This window comes from Vibrio sp. PSi01, assembly GCF_054960695.1.
The window spans coordinates 19,621-36,791 of sequence record NZ_JBHNYN010000028.1 but is presented as its reverse complement, the minus strand read 5'-3'; the positions used below and the strand labels follow the sequence as shown (position 1 = coordinate 36,791).

16 protein-coding genes are annotated in these 17,171 nt (G+C 44.9%); 7 read left to right on the top strand and 9 right to left on the bottom strand.

The genetic code is table 11. The features are described from left to right. Positions 1–337: hypothetical protein (locus ACFI6G_RS21445; RefSeq protein ID WP_462710464.1), on the top strand; the 337-nt coding region annotated here is incomplete at its 5' end. Between the two features lie 96 nt (positions 338–433). Here ACFI6G_RS21445 and fre read toward each other — a convergent pair. From fre to trxA, 6 genes are all read right to left on the bottom strand, one after another. Beyond that, a complete protein-coding gene (gene fre, locus ACFI6G_RS21440) occupies positions 434–1,147 on the bottom strand; it encodes an NAD(P)H-flavin reductase (RefSeq protein ID WP_102385305.1) in 714 nt (237 codons plus the stop codon). Between the two features lie 20 nt (positions 1,148–1,167). After that, the gene (locus tag ACFI6G_RS21435; RefSeq protein WP_016767813.1) at positions 1,168–1,437 is read right to left on the bottom strand and encodes a 2Fe-2S iron-sulfur cluster-binding protein; all 270 of its coding nucleotides are present in this window, start codon (positions 1,435–1,437) and stop codon (positions 1,168–1,170) included. Then, positions 1,434–3,275 carry a 4-hydroxy-3-polyprenylbenzoate decarboxylase gene (gene ubiD / locus ACFI6G_RS21430; protein ID WP_065100115.1) on the bottom strand — a complete coding sequence of 614 codons (1,842 nt, stop codon included), beginning with the start codon at positions 3,273–3,275 and terminating at the stop codon, positions 1,434–1,436. Before ubiD ends, ACFI6G_RS21435 begins: the two co-directional genes overlap by 4 nt. Before the next feature lie 98 nt (positions 3,276–3,373). Further along, complete coding sequence (locus ACFI6G_RS21425) at positions 3,374–4,369, bottom strand: hypothetical protein (protein WP_010440704.1); 996 nt, start codon at positions 4,367–4,369, stop codon at positions 3,374–3,376. Positions 4,370–4,479: 110 nt separating this feature from the next. Continuing rightward, a complete protein-coding gene (gene rho, locus ACFI6G_RS21420; RefSeq protein ID WP_010440702.1) occupies positions 4,480–5,739 on the bottom strand; it encodes a transcription termination factor Rho in 1,260 nt (419 codons plus the stop codon). A 202-nt stretch (positions 5,740–5,941) separates the two neighbouring features. Further along, positions 5,942–6,268, bottom strand: a complete 327-nt coding sequence (trxA, locus tag ACFI6G_RS21415) for a thioredoxin TrxA (RefSeq protein WP_010440700.1) — start codon at positions 6,266–6,268, stop codon at positions 5,942–5,944. Between the two features lie 111 nt (positions 6,269–6,379). On the opposite strand from trxA, the gene rhlB reads away from it, so the two are divergent. After that, positions 6,380–7,690, top strand: a complete 1,311-nt coding sequence (gene rhlB / locus ACFI6G_RS21410) for an ATP-dependent RNA helicase RhlB (RefSeq protein WP_010440697.1) — start codon at positions 6,380–6,382, stop codon at positions 7,688–7,690. A gap of 6 nt (positions 7,691–7,696) precedes the next feature. Continuing rightward, positions 7,697–9,190, top strand: coding sequence for a guanosine-5'-triphosphate,3'-diphosphate diphosphatase (gene gppA / locus ACFI6G_RS21405; RefSeq protein WP_010440695.1), 1,494 nt, complete (start codon positions 7,697–7,699; stop codon positions 9,188–9,190). A gap of 102 nt (positions 9,191–9,292) precedes the next feature. On the opposite strand, the gene ACFI6G_RS21400 is transcribed toward gppA, so the two are convergent. From ACFI6G_RS21400 to recQ, 3 genes are all read right to left on the bottom strand, one after another. Further along, complete coding sequence (locus tag ACFI6G_RS21400) at positions 9,293–9,964, bottom strand: 7-cyano-7-deazaguanine/7-aminomethyl-7-deazaguanine transporter (protein ID WP_010440693.1); 672 nt, start codon at positions 9,962–9,964, stop codon at positions 9,293–9,295. A gap of 278 nt (positions 9,965–10,242) precedes the next feature. Further along, positions 10,243–10,554, bottom strand: a complete 312-nt coding sequence (locus ACFI6G_RS21395) for a DUF3630 family protein (RefSeq protein WP_010440691.1) — start codon at positions 10,552–10,554, stop codon at positions 10,243–10,245. An 80-nt stretch (positions 10,555–10,634) separates the two neighbouring features. Next, positions 10,635–12,473, bottom strand: coding sequence for an ATP-dependent DNA helicase RecQ (gene recQ, locus ACFI6G_RS21390; protein ID WP_010440689.1), 1,839 nt, complete (start codon positions 12,471–12,473; stop codon positions 10,635–10,637). Between the two features lie 179 nt (positions 12,474–12,652). Between recQ and rarD the strand changes: the two genes are divergently transcribed. The 4 genes from rarD (at position 12,653) to ggt (ending at position 17,053) form a co-directional block, all read left to right on the top strand. Next, a complete protein-coding gene (gene rarD, locus ACFI6G_RS21385; protein WP_010440687.1) occupies positions 12,653–13,567 on the top strand; it encodes an EamA family transporter RarD in 915 nt (304 codons plus the stop codon). An 80-nt stretch (positions 13,568–13,647) separates the two neighbouring features. Next, positions 13,648–14,442, top strand: coding sequence for a helix-turn-helix transcriptional regulator (locus tag ACFI6G_RS21380; RefSeq protein ID WP_010440685.1), 795 nt, complete (start codon positions 13,648–13,650; stop codon positions 14,440–14,442). Positions 14,443–14,541: 99 nt separating this feature from the next. Next, complete coding sequence (locus tag ACFI6G_RS21375; protein WP_010440683.1) at positions 14,542–15,204, top strand: LysE family translocator; 663 nt, start codon at positions 14,542–14,544, stop codon at positions 15,202–15,204. Positions 15,205–15,295: 91 nt separating this feature from the next. Continuing rightward, entirely contained in the window at positions 15,296–17,053 is a 1,758-nt protein-coding gene (gene ggt / locus ACFI6G_RS21370) for a gamma-glutamyltransferase (protein WP_010440681.1), read from the top strand. The last annotated feature ends 118 nt before the right edge of the window (positions 17,054–17,171 follow it).

The window sequence follows — 17,171 nt, the reverse complement described above, 5'->3', positions numbered from 1 at the left end:
ATTGGTCACTCAGTTCATTGAAATCAAGTTTGTTACCGAAGTAACTGTTTTATCCAAAAGGATAAAACGTTTTGATATTCATCAACGAGTGCCCACACAGATTGATAGGTTTAAATTGTTAAAGAGCTTTACTTCTCAAGCGCTCCTTTTAAGTAAGGTGCCTCTCGAAGTGGACGGCCATTCTAGCGAATTAACATTCAGTGTCAAACACTTTTTGAAAATTAATTTTTTGTCGCTTTCCGTCTTACTGATTCTTGCTGAAGCCTTGTGGCGTCTGCCGTCTCAGTGGTGTCGCATTATAGGGAACCCTCTCAGCTTAGCAACTACTTTTTCATAAAAAATTAATAAATAGGGGTTAACTGCCTAATAGTTCACCTAAACGTAAAAAAGAGAGCATTTCTGCTCTCTTTTTACTCAAAATCTAAAGGTATTGTTAGATAAACGCGTAAGCATCAGCGTAAATATGGTCGCGCTTTGCGTCTTTGTTTTGAGTAAATAAGTCTCTTGCTGCACCCGCCATTTCAAAACGGCCTGCAATATAGATATCGAAATCAGCTAATGATTCGAAGCTTTGCGTAATAGCTTCAAGCACATTACCTGTTTGACCATGCCAAACCTCAGGAGCTTGTTCTACAACAGGTACAAAGTGTACGTTGCTATGTTTTTCTGCAATATCGACTAACTCTTCTTTCGCATATAACTGGCACTCATCTTTTGCGCCCCAGTATAAGTGAATCTCTTTCTTGCTGTTTTGTGCAATACAGTGATCAAGAATCGAACGTACATAGCTGAAACCAGTACCACCAGCAATCAATAATAGAGGACGTTCGCTTTCTTCTTTAACCCACGCGTTACCGTGAGGAGCATCAATAGCAATATCACCATCTTCAGATTGTGCTTTTTTCATCGCCTCAACAACTTCTAACGCGTAAGCATTGTGCTCAGCAGCACCAATGTGTAACTCAAGCTCGCCTTCATGGCGACAAGGGCTACTTGCAATCGAAAATGGGCGCTTGTCTTTTTCACCCATTTCAACCATCAAGTATTGTCCCGCTTTAAAAGCGACCGGTGTTTCTGGGTGAAGTAGGATTTGGTAAGTGTTACAAGCCAAAGGCTCGATAGATTTCACTTTACATTTAATAGTCATGTTCTTCCTCTCACTAACCCTTAATCGGCAAAGGTTAGAACTAAATTACTTTCTGCAAATGCTTGGCAAGCAAAAATCCAACCTTGTAACTGCTCTTTCTCTGTGAGCATGGGTTCAAGGTGGTAACTCACTTGGCCTTCTAATTTTTTGCACATACACATCGCGCATGCGCCAACTTGGCAACGATTCGGGAAATTGATATTGCTGTTGAGCGCAGCATCCAAGATCGTTTGCCCTTTTCCTACTGTGAAACTGATGTTTTCTGGATATAAGACTACTTGGTAGCTCATGAAATTCCTAGCTGTTCCCAAATGCTATCAATCTTTTTGACGAGCTCAGGATCTTTTGTAATTGGCACCCCCCACTCACGAAGGCATTCACCTTCCCATTTATTAGTCGCATCTAGACCCATTTTTGAGTGTCCAGTTTCATTCTGTAGGAACAATGTATCTCTGGCCGGGTCCATTCTTGTGGTCACCGCCCAAATGATGTCATTCCAATCACTCACGTTGACATCACCATCACACACGATAACAAATTTATTCTCATCAAATTGAGACCAAACCGCTTCCATGATTTTCTTACCGTTACCTGCAGCTTGCTTATCAATAGACACGACAACCATGCTGGCGTTGTCGTTCTGTAGATGAATATCAATAATTTCAGGGTGAGCCTTAGTTAACTCAGCCAGGCTACCTTCGATATGTTCACTACTTACAGGCGCAGATTCAACGTCTGGCGATAATGCTAACTCCGCATCCCACTTCTTGGTGATGTCTAAGCCCATCTTAGAACCCAATCCAACCACTGGAGACGCAAAATCTAACGAGTCGATCGGTGTGTTCTCTATCATCAAGCTATCGCGTGACGGATCCATATATTTACACATCGCAGCGGTTACTTGAGACCAATCACGTGCGTTCACATCCTCATCGCACACCAATACAAATTTGGTGTACATGAATTGACGCAAGAAAGACCATACACCCATCATCACTCGCTTAGCGTGACCTGGGTATTGCTTCTTCATTGTCACTACCGCCATTCGGTACGAACAACCTTCAGGCGGCAGGTAGAAATCTTCGATCTCAGGGAACTGCTTTTGAAGAATAGGAACAAACACTTCATTTAGTGCAACACCCAATACCGCTGGCTCATCAGGCGGACGGCCAGTATACGTGCTGTGATAAATAGGGTTCTCGCGCATGGTTACATGAGTAATCGTAAATACGTGGTGCTTTTCTTTCTCGTTGTAGTAACCCGTGTGGTCTCCGTATGGGCCTTCGTCCGCGAACTCATTCGGGTCGATGTAGCCTTCCATTACGATTTCCGCACTTGCTGGTACCTCTAGGTTATTACTGATTGATTTAACGACCTCAGTTTTACTACCACGCAGCAATCCTGCAAATGCGTATTCCGATAAGGTATCTGGTACTGGTGTCACCGCGCCAAGAATGGTGGCAGGGTCTGCGCCAAATGCTACAGATATCGGAAATGGTTTACCTGGGTTGGTTTCCATCCAATCGCGTAGATCAAGCGCACCACCACGATGGGCTAACCAACGCATGATGATTTTGTTTTTACCGATCTTTTGCTGGCGATAGATACCTAAGTTTTGGCGTTTTTTATTTGGACCACGAGTAACCGTTAAACCCCATGTTAGCAATGGCGCGACATCGTCGGCCCAGCAACTCATCACAGGAATTTTATCTAGGTCGACCTCATTACCTTGCCAAACCACTTGTTGGCAAGCCGCTTTGCGAAGGCGTTTAGCCGGCATGTTTAAGACTTGCTTAAACACTGGCAGCTTATCAAGAGCGTCTTTAAAGCCTTTTGGGGGCTCAGGCTCTTTTAGGTAAGCAAGCAACTTGCCCACTTCACGCAGTTCTTTTACTTCCTGACGACCCATACCAATAGCCACACGGTTAGGTGTACCAAATAGGTTAGTCAAAACAGGCATGTCATAGCCTACAGGATTTTCAAACAAAAGAGCCGGGCCACCAGCACGTAGAGTACGGTCGCTAATCTCGGTCATTTCGTAGTCTGGATCGACAGGGTGAGAAATGCGTTTCAACTGACCAATACTTTCAAGATGGTCGATAAAATCACGTAAATCTTTAAAACTCATAGGACTTCTACATGCTGATTATTCTGCGCTCAGTATATCAAAAAGGGTGACGCTGAGATCCCCCTTTTTAATGTGGTTATTGAGAGGCAAAATCCACTTTACGGTAATGCTTGCTCGATCAAAGAGCTCTTCACCTGAGGGTTATCATTGACGAGGTCTTGCAACCAGCGAGTGTGACCTTGTTTGGCCAGTTCACGCGCGACTAATGGCGCTTCATCGGCAATCGCCATCCGAGAGACAAGGAACTGCTTCACTTCTTCTGATAACGGATTAACCTTGGTAAGCAAAGTTATCGCCTCATCTTTCAAGCGCGGATTCTTAGTCGCCGCCATTACCTGTTCAAGCGCGAACGTTTGTTTAGTTTCAGCAAGGCGCACTAGTTCGGCTTGACTATGATAATCGGCCTTCATTCGCCATAGAATCTTGTAGACCTCCGGGTCTTCGCTGACTTGCGCTAACCGAACCACCACCTCTGTAGAAGGTAACCAACTAACAATAGAAGATGCGGTGAGTTGCTTAGTCAGATAATCAACCGCTTCAGGTGACAAACTATCTAGCTCTCTTATTAACAGAGCCTCTCGCGTTTGAACTTGATGCTCAGGGCCAGATAGCCACTCTTTTAGGTCGAGCTCTTGTTTTTCTGCATCTAACACAAATACCAATGTTGTTTGGTCTTGGTGCCACTGTTTGATTAATCGATTAGCAATCGAAGGGTAATTAAAGGCAGGTACCGTGAACTCATATCCATCACCACGCTCTAAAACTTGGTAAGTCGGCGTGAGATCAAGTTGTTGCTCGATGAAGATAGACATCTTAGGAGTGAGTGCAATTTTTTGTTGCTCAATCTTCTTCAAAAGTTGGTAACGAGCTACCTCTTGCTGAGGAAATGTCAGACGCTCAAGCGCGAAACGTAACGAATTGACTTCATCACGCACAACAAGCTCGAGTAATTCAGCAGTTTTCAGTTTTACTTGATCATTCTCAAGCCAAGACTCAACTGTAAGTGGAGACATCTCGGTGGCATAGCTCATACCAACCGGTGAAAATAACAGTGAAGTAGACAGGAGTAATGATGACAACAGTCCATGTTGCATTTTAACTTCCTTTTAACACTTTTGGTCATTCTGCAAGCTAGCGCTGTAAAATGCAAATAAAAAGCGCCACCCGAAGGCAGCGCTTTTTGATAACTATAAACCCGTCAAGGTTACTGACGGCGCATTGCGTCAAAGAACTCATCGTTCGTTTTAGTCATTGCTAGCTTGTCGATAAGGAATTCCATCGCGTCGATTTCGCCCATTGGGTGAACAATCTTACGCAGGATCCACATCTTCTGTAATTCATCGTTCTTAGTAAGAAGCTCTTCACGACGAGTACCAGAGCGGTTGAAATCAATCGCTGGGAATACGCGTTTTTCCGCAATCTTACGGTTAAGGTGCAGTTCCATGTTACCTGTACCTTTGAACTCTTCGTAGATAACTTCATCCATCTTAGAACCAGTATCAACCAGTGCTGTTGCGATGATAGTTAAGCTACCGCCTTCTTCTACGTTACGTGCCGCACCAAAGAAGCGCTTTGGACGATGTAGAGCATTCGCATCAACACCACCAGTAAGAACTTTACCAGATGAAGGAATCACGGTGTTGTAAGCACGAGCGAGACGAGTGATTGAGTCCAGTAGGATAACCACGTCTTTCTTGTGTTCAACAAGGCGCTTCGCCTTCTCGATTACCATTTCTGCTACTTGTACGTGGCGAGATGCTGGCTCATCGAAAGTCGATGCAATTACTTCACCTTTAACTAGGCGCTGCATTTCTGTTACTTCTTCTGGACGCTCATCGATAAGTAGAACCATTAGTTCACACTCTGGATGGTTGCGAGCAATGCTTTGAGCGATATTTTGCAGCAGCATTGTTTTACCCGCTTTAGGCGGAGCAACAATCAGACCACGCTGACCTTTACCAATTGGTGAAGCAAGGTCAAGGATTCGGGCTGTGATATCTTCAGTCGCACCATTACCAGCTTCCATCACCATACGTTCGTTGGCATGAAGAGGAGTAAGGTTTTCAAAAAGGATTTTGTTACGTGCGTTGTCTGGCTTGTCGTAGTTAACCGTGTTTACTTTAAGTAGTGCAAAGTAACGCTCGCCATCTTTAGGTGGGCGGATTTTACCGCCAATAGAATCACCTGTGCGAAGGTTAAAACGACGAATCTGGCTTGGTGATACATAAATATCATCTGGCCCAGCAAGGTATGAGCTGTCGCCGCTACGCAGGAAACCAAAACCGTCTTGAAGAATTTCTAGAACACCATCACCAAAGATGTCTTCACCACTTTTTGCATGCGCTTTAAGGATGGAGAAGATAATGTCTTGTTTTCTTAAGCGAGCTTGATTTTCAAGACCTAGGCTTTCGCTAAGTTTAACAAGTTCAGACACTGGTCTGTTCTTCAGTTCAGTAAGATTCATAGTGGTGGAAGTTTGTTTAGTCAAAATAGGATCTGTTTTCTTAAGTTAAGAAGGATTTGGTCACGCAGGATCGACCAAGAAGAGAAATTCGTTCAATTAACGTGCGATAAATTAGCACTAAAACTAAGACTAGTCCATAGCTTAGAAAAAACAAAACCGCGCATTTGTTAACTGCGCGGTTTCTTTTCAAATGCTCACCTAATTAAAGGTTAGCGTCTAGGAACTCTTTAAGTTGAGTTTTAGACAATGCACCAACTTTAGTTGCTGCTACGCCACCATCTTTGAAAAGAAGTAGCGTTGGAATACCGCGAATACCAAATTTTGGTGGAGTTCCTGCGTTTTGGTCGATATTTAATTTACCGATAGTGAGCTTGCCTTCGTACTCGTCTGCGATTTCATCAAGAATCGGAGCAATCATCTTACAAGGACCACACCATTCAGCCCAAAAATCAACAAGAACCGGGCCTGCAGCATTGATCACATCGTTATCAAAACCGTCATCAGTTAGCTGCAAAATCTTATCACTCATCTTCCACTCCAATGTATTTTTTAGAACTGGTTGGATGATAACCAGTAAATAGATGCCCTATTGGAATGTATTTACTTTCGTATTGCAAGCTTAAGCTGATATTCTATAGCAATGAAAAAGACGCATATCACAGAGCAAAAGTTCGCCGACTTGGATTTACTCCCGCAAGTCATTGAAGGATTGGAGAAAAAAGGGTTCGATTACTGTACCCCTATCCAAGCCTTGGCGCTCCCGGTACTGCTCACCGGCCAAGACATTGCAGGCCAGGCCCAAACGGGTACTGGTAAAACGCTTGCGTTTCTTACTGCTACTTTTAATCACCTGCTAAAAACACCTGAGCATGAAGGGCGCAAGCCTAACCAGCCACGTGCGATTATTATGGCACCAACACGTGAACTCGCGATTCAGATCTACAACGATGCTGACTCTCTGGTTGAAAGCACAGGTATCAAAGCAGCACTTGCTTACGGTGGCGAAAGCTACGACAAGCAACTAGGTAAGATCGAAGAAGGCGCAGATATCTTAATTGGTACAACTGGCCGTATCATCGATTTCTACAAGCAGAAGGTATTTAACCTTAACCATATTCAAGCTGTTGTTCTTGACGAAGCTGATCGCATGTTCGATCTTGGTTTCATCAAAGACATCCGCTTCTTGTTCCGCCGTATGCCTGAGCCAAAAGATCGCCTGAACATGCTGTTCTCTGCGACGCTGTCTTACCGCGTACAAGAGCTAGCGTTCGAACACATGCACAACCCAGAGCATGTTGTTGTTGAGCCAGAGCGCAAAACAGGTCACCGCATTCAGGAAGAGCTTTTCTACCCTTCTAACGAACATAAGATGGCCCTTCTACAAACGTTAATCGAAGAAGAATGGCCAGATCGCGCAATCATCTTCGCTAACACGAAGCACAAATGTGAATCAGTTTGGGGTCACTTGGCTGCCGATGGTCATCGTGTTGGTCTACTAACAGGTGATGTTCCACAGAAGAAACGTGAAAAGATTCTTGAACAGTTCACTAAAGGTGATGTTGACCTACTTGTAGCAACCGATGTTGCAGCACGTGGCTTACACATTCCTCAAGTAACACACGTATTCAACTTTGACCTGCCAGACGATTGCGAAGATTACGTTCACCGTATCGGCCGTACAGGTCGTGCTGGTGAAAGCGGTCATTCGATCAGCTTTGCTTGTGAAGATTACGCAATCAACTTGCCACCAATCGAAGAATACATCGAGCACGCTATTCCAATGTCTGACTACGATGCTTCTGCACTACTAGAAGATCTACCGGCACCATTGCGTTTACGTACACGTAACCCGCAACAACGTCGCTCAAACAACAATGGTCCACGTAACGGTAACCGTAAACCAAACCAGAACCGTCGCCCACGCCAACCGCGTCATAACAAGGAAGCTTAGTCGCTTATGAGCCAAACAGTGTCATCCCCGCTTTACGCTGCAATCGACCTCGGGTCGAACAGTTTTCATATGCTCGTTGTGCGCCATATCGATGGCAGCGTGCAAACCATGGCTAAGATTAAGCGTAAAGTTCGTTTAGCCGCAGGCTTAGATGAAAATAACGCACTTAGTAAAGAAGCGATGCAGCGAGGCTGGGACTGTTTGAGTCTCTTTGCAGAGCGACTGCAAGACATTCCTAAAGAAAATATCCGCATTGTAGGTACCGCGACCCTGCGTACAGCGACCAATGTGGGTATCTTTCTAGAGAAAGCGAACCAGATCCTTGGTTACGATATCAATGTTATCTCTGGTGAAGAAGAAGCTGCGACTATCTATAAAGGCGTAGCACACACTTCTGGTGGCAGTGGTCGCCGACTAGTTGTTGACATTGGTGGCGCGAGTACCGAGATGATCATCGGTGAAGGCTTCTCAGCGAAAGCATTAACTAGCCTGAAGATGGGCTGTGTTACTTGGCTTGAGCGTCATTTTAAAGATCGCCAATTAACCGCAACCAACTTTGACAACGCCATTGAAGCGGCTAAATCTACGCTGGCACCAATCCTTGATAGCTACACGGATATAGGATGGGATGTGTGTGTTGGTGCAAGTGGCACCGTTCAAGCTTTGCAAGAAATCATGTTGGCACAAGGCATGGATGAGGTCATCACTCACGCCAAGCTTAAACGCCTACAAAAACAAGCAATGGCAGCAGAGCGACTCGAAGAGCTAGAGATTGAAGGGTTAACCCTTGAACGTGCACTTGTATTCCCGAGTGGCCTATCGATTCTAATTGCTATTTTTGAGCTGCTTGAGATTGATTCAATGACACTCGCCGGCGGTGCACTCCGTGAAGGCCTTGCTTATGAGATGGTTGACGAGTTACGCCAAGAAGATATTAGGGCTCGTACGGTAGCTAGCGTTCAGTCTCGCTATCAAATGGACGTCACTTACGGTGAGCAAGTTGCATCGTTAGCACAATATCTATTTGAACAAGCGGGCGCTGAGGAATGGGTATCAGAACCTCAAGCTGGTATCCTTTTGCAAACTGCAGCTAAACTGCACGAAATTGGTTTAACCATCGATTTCAAAAAAGGTGGCGAACACAGCGCATACTTACTACAAAACTTGGATTTGCCTGGTTTTACACGTGCACAGAAGCACTACCTCGGTGAACTCGTACGTCGCTACCGTGAGCAACTGACATCACTGCCAGAGCAACACGCCGTATCAGGTACTAGTAGCAAACGTATTTTACGTATTCTACGCTTAGCCATTTTGCTAACTCATCGCCGTAACCCTGACCTTGTCGCGCAAGTGAAGTTAACAGCACAAGATGACAAGCTAACATTAAATCTGTCCAAGCAATGGTTGGAGGCCAACCCTCTTACGGCTGCTGAGCTAGAAATTGAGTCGAACCGCCAAACTGATATTGGTTGGCCGCTCAATATAGAATGCCTGTGATATTAATTATCTGTCGCTAGAAATTAAAAAAGCCCAAGTTAGTTGACTAACTTGGGCTTTTTCTTACCGCTGCATTAATGCTTTGCGTTACAAATCTCAAACTTAAGCGTTAACACCTGTCGCTTTAAAGTCAGGGTTCACTGCGGTTAACTTCTTAACCACGTAATTAAGTAGCACACCGTACATAGGTACGAACAGACCTAAGCTGATGATAAGCTTGAAGCCATAATCGACCAATGCAATCTCAGTCCAGTGCTCAGCCATGAATGGATCTGGGCTTTGGTAGAAAGCAATCGCAAAGAACGCGATGGTATCGAGCGCGTTACCAAATAGCGTTGAACACGTTGGGGCTACCCACCACTGCTTCATTTGGCGTAAGCGGTTAAAAACATGCACATCCAAGATCTGACCCAGTAAATAAGCCATGAAGCTCGCCGCGGCGATACGTGCAACAAACAAGTTGAACTCACCTAATTGGCTAAAGCCTTGGAATGAACCTTCAAAGAACACCACAGACAATAAATAAGAAACGGCTAGTGCAGGCAACATCACTAAGAAAATGATTTTACGAGCAAGCTGCGCGCCAAAAATGCGTACTGTTAGGTCGGTCGCTAGGAAGATAAACGGGAAAGTGAAAGCACCCCAAGTGGTGTGCATACCGAAAACGGTAAAAGGTAGCTGAACCAGATAGTTGCTTGACGCAATAATCACCAAATGGAACAAAACTAATAGTGCTAGGGCTTTGCGCTGTTGCGCAGGGGTAAAGTTACTCATGCTGTACCTTTTTAGTTTGGTTTGGGGGTGAGGGAACCCAAATCGAGTCATTTCTTCGAATAAACCAAGAAAGCTCTTACCAATAATGTGAATTAAAAATGTATCTATAAATTGCTCTATTGAGCGGCGGGCGATTATACATTAATCAATATTGGCTGCAACGGTGAGAATAGACGCAAACGTTTATCCTCACATTTATTGGCGAATGACGTTAAAAGCTATGTTTTTTAAAGCGAGGTTTTTAGGTTCTATGCCTAAAATTAGAAATGCGCTTGAAGTTAGAAGCCACGCTTGAAAAGCGTCGCGAGATAATCAAACTCTTCTCGGCTTTCTTCAGCGTTTAACGACTCAAACCAGATTGATTCACTGTAATGTTCAGACTTTAAAAACATTCGACAGTCTTCAAAATCGATCAACCAAGAATGCATGTCAGCGTCCCATTGCTTTTCTACAACAGAAGCGGACAGCAATGCCACCAGCTTTTCACCTAACACTTCGTAAGAATCAAAATCAAAACTTGGAGACGTAATCAATAAACGCCCTTCCTCAGCTAAATACTCTCTTAAGCCAAATTCTGTGTTTGTTGTCATGTCCCTATCAACCTTATTCTTTTTCTATGAACTAACCGTTCTTATAAGCTAAACGCTTCTGAAAACTAGCAATCAGCCAATTAGCCGTGGGTGGTAATGTGTTCTTGAATCAAATCTAAGAATGGATCAGCGTACTTATCGAGTTTGCGTTGACCGACACCATTCACTGCCAACATCTCTCCGTAAGATGTGGGTAGGATTTCGGCCATATCAATCAAGGTCGCATCACTGAAGACAACATAAGGTGGTAAGCCATCTTCATCAGCAATCGACTTACGCAGCTTACGCAGTTTGGCAAACAGCTTCTTATCGTAGTTCTTGCTACTTAACTTATCGGACTTAGCATTACGAACTGCGGTATCCAAACGAGGCACTGCCAACTCCAAAGACATTTCACCGCGTAACAGCGGGCGTGCTTCTTCGGTTAACTGCAAAGTCGAGTTACGAGTGATGTTCTGGAACAACAAGCCTTTGTGAATTAACTGACGGAAGATACTGATCCAGTAGTCGTGGCTGTGATCGCGACCAATACCGTAAGTAGACAACTTATCGTGACCATTATCGCGCACACGGATGTTCTGCATACCACGCATCACTTCAACCACGTAACCCATACCAAATGACTGATTTACGCGGTACACACAAGACAACGCCTTTTGCGCTTCTTGGGTCGCGTCAAAGTGTTTTGGTGGATCTAAGCAAATATCGCAGTTACCACATTGCTTCTCACGATATTCGCCAAAGTAATTAAGCAGAACCTGACGACGACAAGTTTGCGCTTCAGCAAAGGCACTCATCGCGTTCAGCTTGTGCATTTCAACTTGTTTCTGTGGGCCTTCTTCTTTCTCATCCAGCATGCGACGCAGCCACCCCATATCAGCAGGGTCAAACAGCATCATAGCTTCAGCAGGCAAGCCATCACGACCCGCACGGCCAGTCTCTTGATAGTAAGATTCGATGTTACGTGGAATATCAAAGTGCACCACAAAGCGTACATTGGGTTTATTGATACCCATACCAAACGCCACAGTCGCCACAACGATCTGAATATCATCGCGTTGGAAGGCCTCTTGCACATAAGCACGCTCATCAGTGTCCATTCCGGCATGATAACCCGCCGCACGAAGACCGTTATTGCACAGCTTCTCGGTCACCATTTCCACTTTTTTACGGCTACCACAGTAGATAATGCCGCAATTACCTTTCTGTGTTTCTAGGTAGCGAACCACCTGAGACACTGGCTTGTGTTTCTCTACAAGGTTGTAACGAATATTAGGACGATCGAAGCTGCCTAAATAAGTGTGCGGCTCCACCAACTGCAAACGCGAGATAATATCTTTGCGCGTCGCATCGTCAGCGGTTGCCGTTAGCGCCATATAAGGTACATGCGGGAAGTACTGTTTAAGTTGCCCCAATGATGCATATTCAGGGCGGAAGTCGTGTCCCCACTGAGAGATACAGTGCGCTTCATCGACTGCGATCATTGAAAGAGGAAGCCCTTGTAGACGCTCGATAAAGTCACGCATCAACACCCGCTCTGGCGAAACATAGACCATTTTCAATTGGCCTGAGTTCATGCGATTAAACACCGAGATTAGCTTTTCTCTTGGCATCGACGAGTTAATGCACTCAGCAGCGACGCCATTGGCCTTCAATTGGTCAACTTGGTCTTTCATTAGCGAGATCAGTGGTGAGATAACCAAAGTTAACCCTTCACGAACCAAGGCCGGAATTTGATAACACAGCGACTTACCGCCACCAGTTGGCATAATCACCAAGCTATCTTTGCCTTCAACGGCAAGATCGATGACCTCTTGCTGACCATCGCGAAAACTTTGATAACCAAAGACATCTTGTAAGATGTTTTGCGCATCATTCGCGGGAGTCGGTATTTGCTCAGCAATCAGAGTGGCGGTCATTGTGGTTCCTAATCGAGGTATAAAATCAGCCAGCATCATTCGCAAGCAAGGCGCACATTGTAGAGGGGAACGCTGGTGAATTAAACCGCAAATTGTTAGGTGAAAAGGGTTAACGCTCCTATACTGACCAACTCTCTTATAAATCTTATTAATAAGCACTCAATGCTAGAGAAAGTTGTATGACCCCTGAAGAACAACAACGTACTCGCCAAGGAATCTTGCTTGCCGTCGGCGCTTACACCATGTGGGGGATCGCCCCTATATATTTCAAATCTTTAAGTGACGTCTCCCCGCTAGAGATCCTTAGCCACCGTGTAGTTTGGTCTTTTTTCCTACTCGCTTTCTTACTGCATATTGGTCGCAGCTGGCGCAAGGTTCGTGACACCTTAACCTCAAAACCAAAAATGCTTTATTTGGTGGCGACTTCGATCTTGGTGGGTGCCAATTGGCTCATTTTTATCTGGGCGGTTAATTCCAATCATATGCTCGATGCCAGCTTAGGGTATTACATCAACCCACTGATTAACGTCTTGCTTGGGATGCTGTTCCTTGGCGAACGTTTACGCAGACTACAGTGGTGTGCGGTTGCGCTAGCGGCTGTCGGAGTCCTTATCCAATTGATAGCCTTTGGCTCAATTCCTATTGTCGCTATCGCATTAGCCTTTAGTTTTGGTTTCTACGGCTTGCTACGTAAGAAAGTTAGCTTAGAGGCACAAACAGGTTTGTTCATTGAAACCCTAGTAATGTTGCCTCTCGCTGCAACGTACTTACTGTTTATTGCCGATAGTCCAACCTCAGACTTATCAATGAACCCGATGCAGCTCAACCTATTACTGGTTGCTGCTGGTGTGATTACAACCATCCCTTTACTGTGTTTTACGGGTGCAGCTACGCGATTAAAACTATCGACACTGGGTTTCTTCCAGTACATCGGTCCAAGCTTAATGTTCTTATTGGCCGTGCTGATTTATGGTGAAGCCTTTACGTCAGACAAAGCTGTTACCTTTGCCTTTATTTGGGGGGCATTAGTGGTATTCAGCTTTGATGGTTTGAGTAACAACAAAAAGAACAAACAAGCTAAACAAAAGAACTGATCGTTTTTTACAAGACAACTGCGAGTGACGAAGATAAGCTTGGTTGAATTGATGACTATTTGACCAAGCTTTTTTGTACCATGGATAAAGTCCACTATTACTCTACACCGACAGAAGATATCAGCCTGATTAAAGCTCAATACCAAGAGTTCGCGTTTCAGCGTCACTATCATTTGGACTTTCACATTGGCTTAATAACAAAAGGCCAACAAAAGTTTGTCTATCAAGGTGCGAGTCACCATGTCGGAGCTGGCCAAGTTGTTATCATGCCGCCTGATGAGCTTCATGATGGGCACTCCAAACTCGATTCAGGTTATCAAGTCAGCGTATTTGCGATTTCTCCTCAATGGTTTCAAGATCTTGCCGATCCCAAGCTAAATGGTCATACATTAGGCTTTTCTGAGTTGATCCTCTCCGATCAAGCCGCTTTTTCACAATTGTGTAACCTACACCGTCTTTTAATAACTCAAAACGTCAGCCAACTCGCTCAAGACTGCTTACCTTTCGAAGGGTTTTCTACGATTGTCGATCGTTATGCAAAGTTTGGATCGAAAAGCGACATCAAACTGGGTAATCAATCGATTGATACGCTAAAAGACTATTTGATGGCGAATTTGGACCAGCCAGTTCGTTTAGAACAACTGTCAGACCTATGCGGCTTAACCACCACTCAGTTCCAACGCCACTTCAAAAATAAGATGGGTATCACTCCTTATGCTTGGCTAAGCCGTTTACGTATGGAACAGAGTATGCGCCTTATTAAATCAGGGATCTGTGGCACCATGGTTGCACACCAAGTTGGCTTTTATGATCAAGCCCATTTCTCCAAGGCCTTCAAAACCACATTCGGTGTCCCACCATCACAAATCAACTAAGTGTTGATAATTTACAATTGCTCCATTTCAAATCACGGTAAGCTACGCTCAATACGATTACTTATTTTAAAATAGCTGCAAGGTTATTGAGAACGAACAATGAATGAAGTCACCATATTGATCACCCTAGCCTCTATCCACTTCATCGCTTTGATGAGTCCCGGCCCTGACTTTGCGTTAGTCGTGCAAAACGCGACACGTCATGGTAGACAAACAGGCTTGTACATTGCTTTAGGATTGTCTTGCGGGATATTACTGCACTCACTGCTGAGCCTAACGGGGATAAGTTACTTGGTCCACCAGCAACCGACTCTATTTGCGATAATCCAACTAGCAGGTGGTAGTTACTTGTTGTACCTAGGTTATGGCGCTTTGAAAGCCACTTGGTATACGATCCAGCATCACGATGACGACACTGATTCTGTTCATTCCACAGATCTCATTCTTACCAACAAGCGTGAGGCGTTTTCTAAGGGTTTTGCCACTAACATTCTCAACCCAAAGGCTTTGGTGTTTTTCATTAGTTTAATGTCGAGCCTAGTGCCTGCTGACATGTCTCTTTCAGGTAAAGGTTTTGCTCTGCTTATCTTATTTGGCCTGTCGCTGTTTTGGTTTTCACTTTTAGCTTGGATGCTATCTACTAAAGCCTTACAGAAAAAATTACATGAAGCGACTGTCTATATCGATGGCTTGTGCGGCGCTGTATTCACCATTATTGGCGTCAGTATTTTGTGGCAATCAGCCTCATCACTACTGCTCTAAATTAGAACAAAGATTACAATTAATTAACAATACACTGGCTAAATGTTATTTCCACTGTCAATCTAGCTCTGCATATTAAAAGGAGAAGATCATGCAGTGGAAAACAAAACTAACAACCCTCGCTACTTCTACCCTACTTTTTGCCTCCCATGTCAGTTGGGCAAATCAAGCTGCCGATGCCGTCGCGCCTGAACAAAGTAGTGGTTTAGAAACTAAACAACTCGTCAAAGCCAATGATTGGATGGTCACCGCAGCTAACCCATTGGCGACACAAGCAGGCGCAGACATCCTCGCCCGAGGTGGTAACGCGATTGACGCCATGGTAGCGGTACAGCTTATGCTTGGCTTGGTAGAACCTCAGTCATCAGGTATTGGTGGTGGCGCGTTCCTTGTTTATTTTGATGGCAAGGACAAGCAACTCAAAACCTACGATGGTCGTGAAACTGCACCACTTGATGCTACACCACGTCTATTCCAAGACGAAAACGGCCAACCGCTTAAATTCTATGATGCGGTAGTTGGGGGTCGCTCAGTTGGTACACCCGGTACGGTTCAATTATTGTGGGATACCCACCAGAAATACGGCAAGCTAGAATGGGCCTCACTCATCAAGCCTATCGCTCAACTGGCTGAAAAAGGTTTTACCATCAGCCCACGCTTAGCCACCTTGATCGAGAACGACCAAGAACGTCTAAGCCGCTTTGCCACCACTAAAGCCTACTTCTTTAATGCCGATGGCAGCCCGAAAGCAGCTGGCATGCAACTTAAGAACCCAGAATACGCGGCAACGTTAAACGCTATCTCAAAGGATGGCGCTAAAGCCTTCTATCAGGGTGAGATCTCTGCCGACATCATCAATGCTGTGCAAACTGCCAAAGGCAATCCGGGCGTATTGGCACAGAAAGACTTCGACGCCTATTCAATCAAGCAACGTGAACCCGTTTGTTCCGCTTATGAGAGCTACGATATTTGTGGAATGGGACCACCAAGTTCAGGTGCATTAACGGTTGGGCAAATCTTAGCGATGACCGAGCAATTTGACCTCAAATCATGGGGACCAAACGACGCAAAGTCTTGGCAAGTATTAGCGGATGCTTCTCGCCTAGCCTTTGCAGACCGTGGTATGTATATGGCAGATCAAGATTATGTACCTATGCCAACCCAAGGGTTAGTCAATACTGACTATTTGCAGGAACGAGCTCAGTTAATTACCGCAGGTAAGGCACTAGCAAACGCACCTTCAGGCACACCACCGTGGGATCATGTAATGCAAAGAAGCCAAGATGTCTCTATTGAACTGCCGTCCACTAGCCACTTCAACATTGTTGATAGCGATGGCAATGTCGTATCAATGACCACCACCATTGAGAACGCATTTGGCTCACGCCTAATGGTGAGAGGCTTCCTGCTCAATAACGAACTAACGGACTTCTCATTCAAAACGCACAATAATGGCAAACCTATCGCGAACCGACTTGAACCGGGTAAGCGTCCACGCTCTTCGATGGCTCCAACCATCATTATGCAAGATGATAAACCTTACATGGCGATTGGTTCTCCAGGCGGCAGCCGTATCATAGGTTATGTAGCACAAGCGATCATTGCGCATACCCAATGGGACATGGATATTCAGCAAGCGATCAACCAACCGCACTTCCTAAACCGCTTCGGTAGCTTAGATTTGGAAAAAGGAACATCAGCGGAAAACTTCAAACCTGAGCTAGAAAAGATGGGATTTGAAGTCAACGTTCGCGATCTTAACTCGGGTTTACACGCCATTCGCATCACAAAATATGGCCTAGAAGGTGCTGCAGACCCTCGTCGTGAAGGTGCTGCGATTGGCCAATAGGGAATAATCCTCCCTTTTTACTCGCTGCCTTGTGCGAGATCTCTCACAAGGCAGTGAGTAAATATCTCTATTTAACTGAGAAAATAAGCACTTAATAATCTTAACTATTTGAAATAAA

What these genes read in the sequence shown, in the direction of transcription:
- fre (WP_102385305.1), bottom strand. Translation starts at nt 1,147, where the DNA reads ATGACTATTAAATGTAAAGTGAAATCTATCGAGCCTTTGGCTTGTAAC.
- ACFI6G_RS21435 (WP_016767813.1), bottom strand. Translation starts at nt 1,437, where the DNA reads ATGAGCTACCAAGTAGTCTTATATCCAGAAAACATCAGTTTCACAGTA.
- ubiD (WP_065100115.1), bottom strand. Translation starts at nt 3,275, where the DNA reads ATGAGTTTTAAAGATTTACGTGATTTTATCGACCATCTTGAAAGTATT.
- ACFI6G_RS21425 (WP_010440704.1), bottom strand. Translation starts at nt 4,369, where the DNA reads ATGCAACATGGACTGTTGTCATCATTACTCCTGTCTACTTCACTGTTA.
- rho (WP_010440702.1), bottom strand. Translation starts at nt 5,739, where the DNA reads ATGAATCTTACTGAACTGAAGAACAGACCAGTGTCTGAACTTGTTAAA.
- trxA (WP_010440700.1), bottom strand. Translation starts at nt 6,268, where the DNA reads ATGAGTGATAAGATTTTGCAGCTAACTGATGACGGTTTTGATAACGAT.
- rhlB (WP_010440697.1), top strand. Translation starts at nt 6,380, where the DNA reads ATGAAAAAGACGCATATCACAGAGCAAAAGTTCGCCGACTTGGATTTA.
- gppA (WP_010440695.1), top strand. Translation starts at nt 7,697, where the DNA reads ATGAGCCAAACAGTGTCATCCCCGCTTTACGCTGCAATCGACCTCGGG.
- ACFI6G_RS21400 (WP_010440693.1), bottom strand. Translation starts at nt 9,964, where the DNA reads ATGAGTAACTTTACCCCTGCGCAACAGCGCAAAGCCCTAGCACTATTA.
- ACFI6G_RS21395 (WP_010440691.1), bottom strand. Translation starts at nt 10,554, where the DNA reads ATGACAACAAACACAGAATTTGGCTTAAGAGAGTATTTAGCTGAGGAA.
- recQ (WP_010440689.1), bottom strand. Translation starts at nt 12,473, where the DNA reads ATGACCGCCACTCTGATTGCTGAGCAAATACCGACTCCCGCGAATGAT.
- rarD (WP_010440687.1), top strand. Translation starts at nt 12,653, where the DNA reads ATGACCCCTGAAGAACAACAACGTACTCGCCAAGGAATCTTGCTTGCC.
- ACFI6G_RS21380 (WP_010440685.1), top strand. Translation starts at nt 13,648, where the DNA reads ATGGATAAAGTCCACTATTACTCTACACCGACAGAAGATATCAGCCTG.
- ACFI6G_RS21375 (WP_010440683.1), top strand. Translation starts at nt 14,542, where the DNA reads ATGAATGAAGTCACCATATTGATCACCCTAGCCTCTATCCACTTCATC.
- ggt (WP_010440681.1), top strand. Translation starts at nt 15,296, where the DNA reads ATGCAGTGGAAAACAAAACTAACAACCCTCGCTACTTCTACCCTACTT.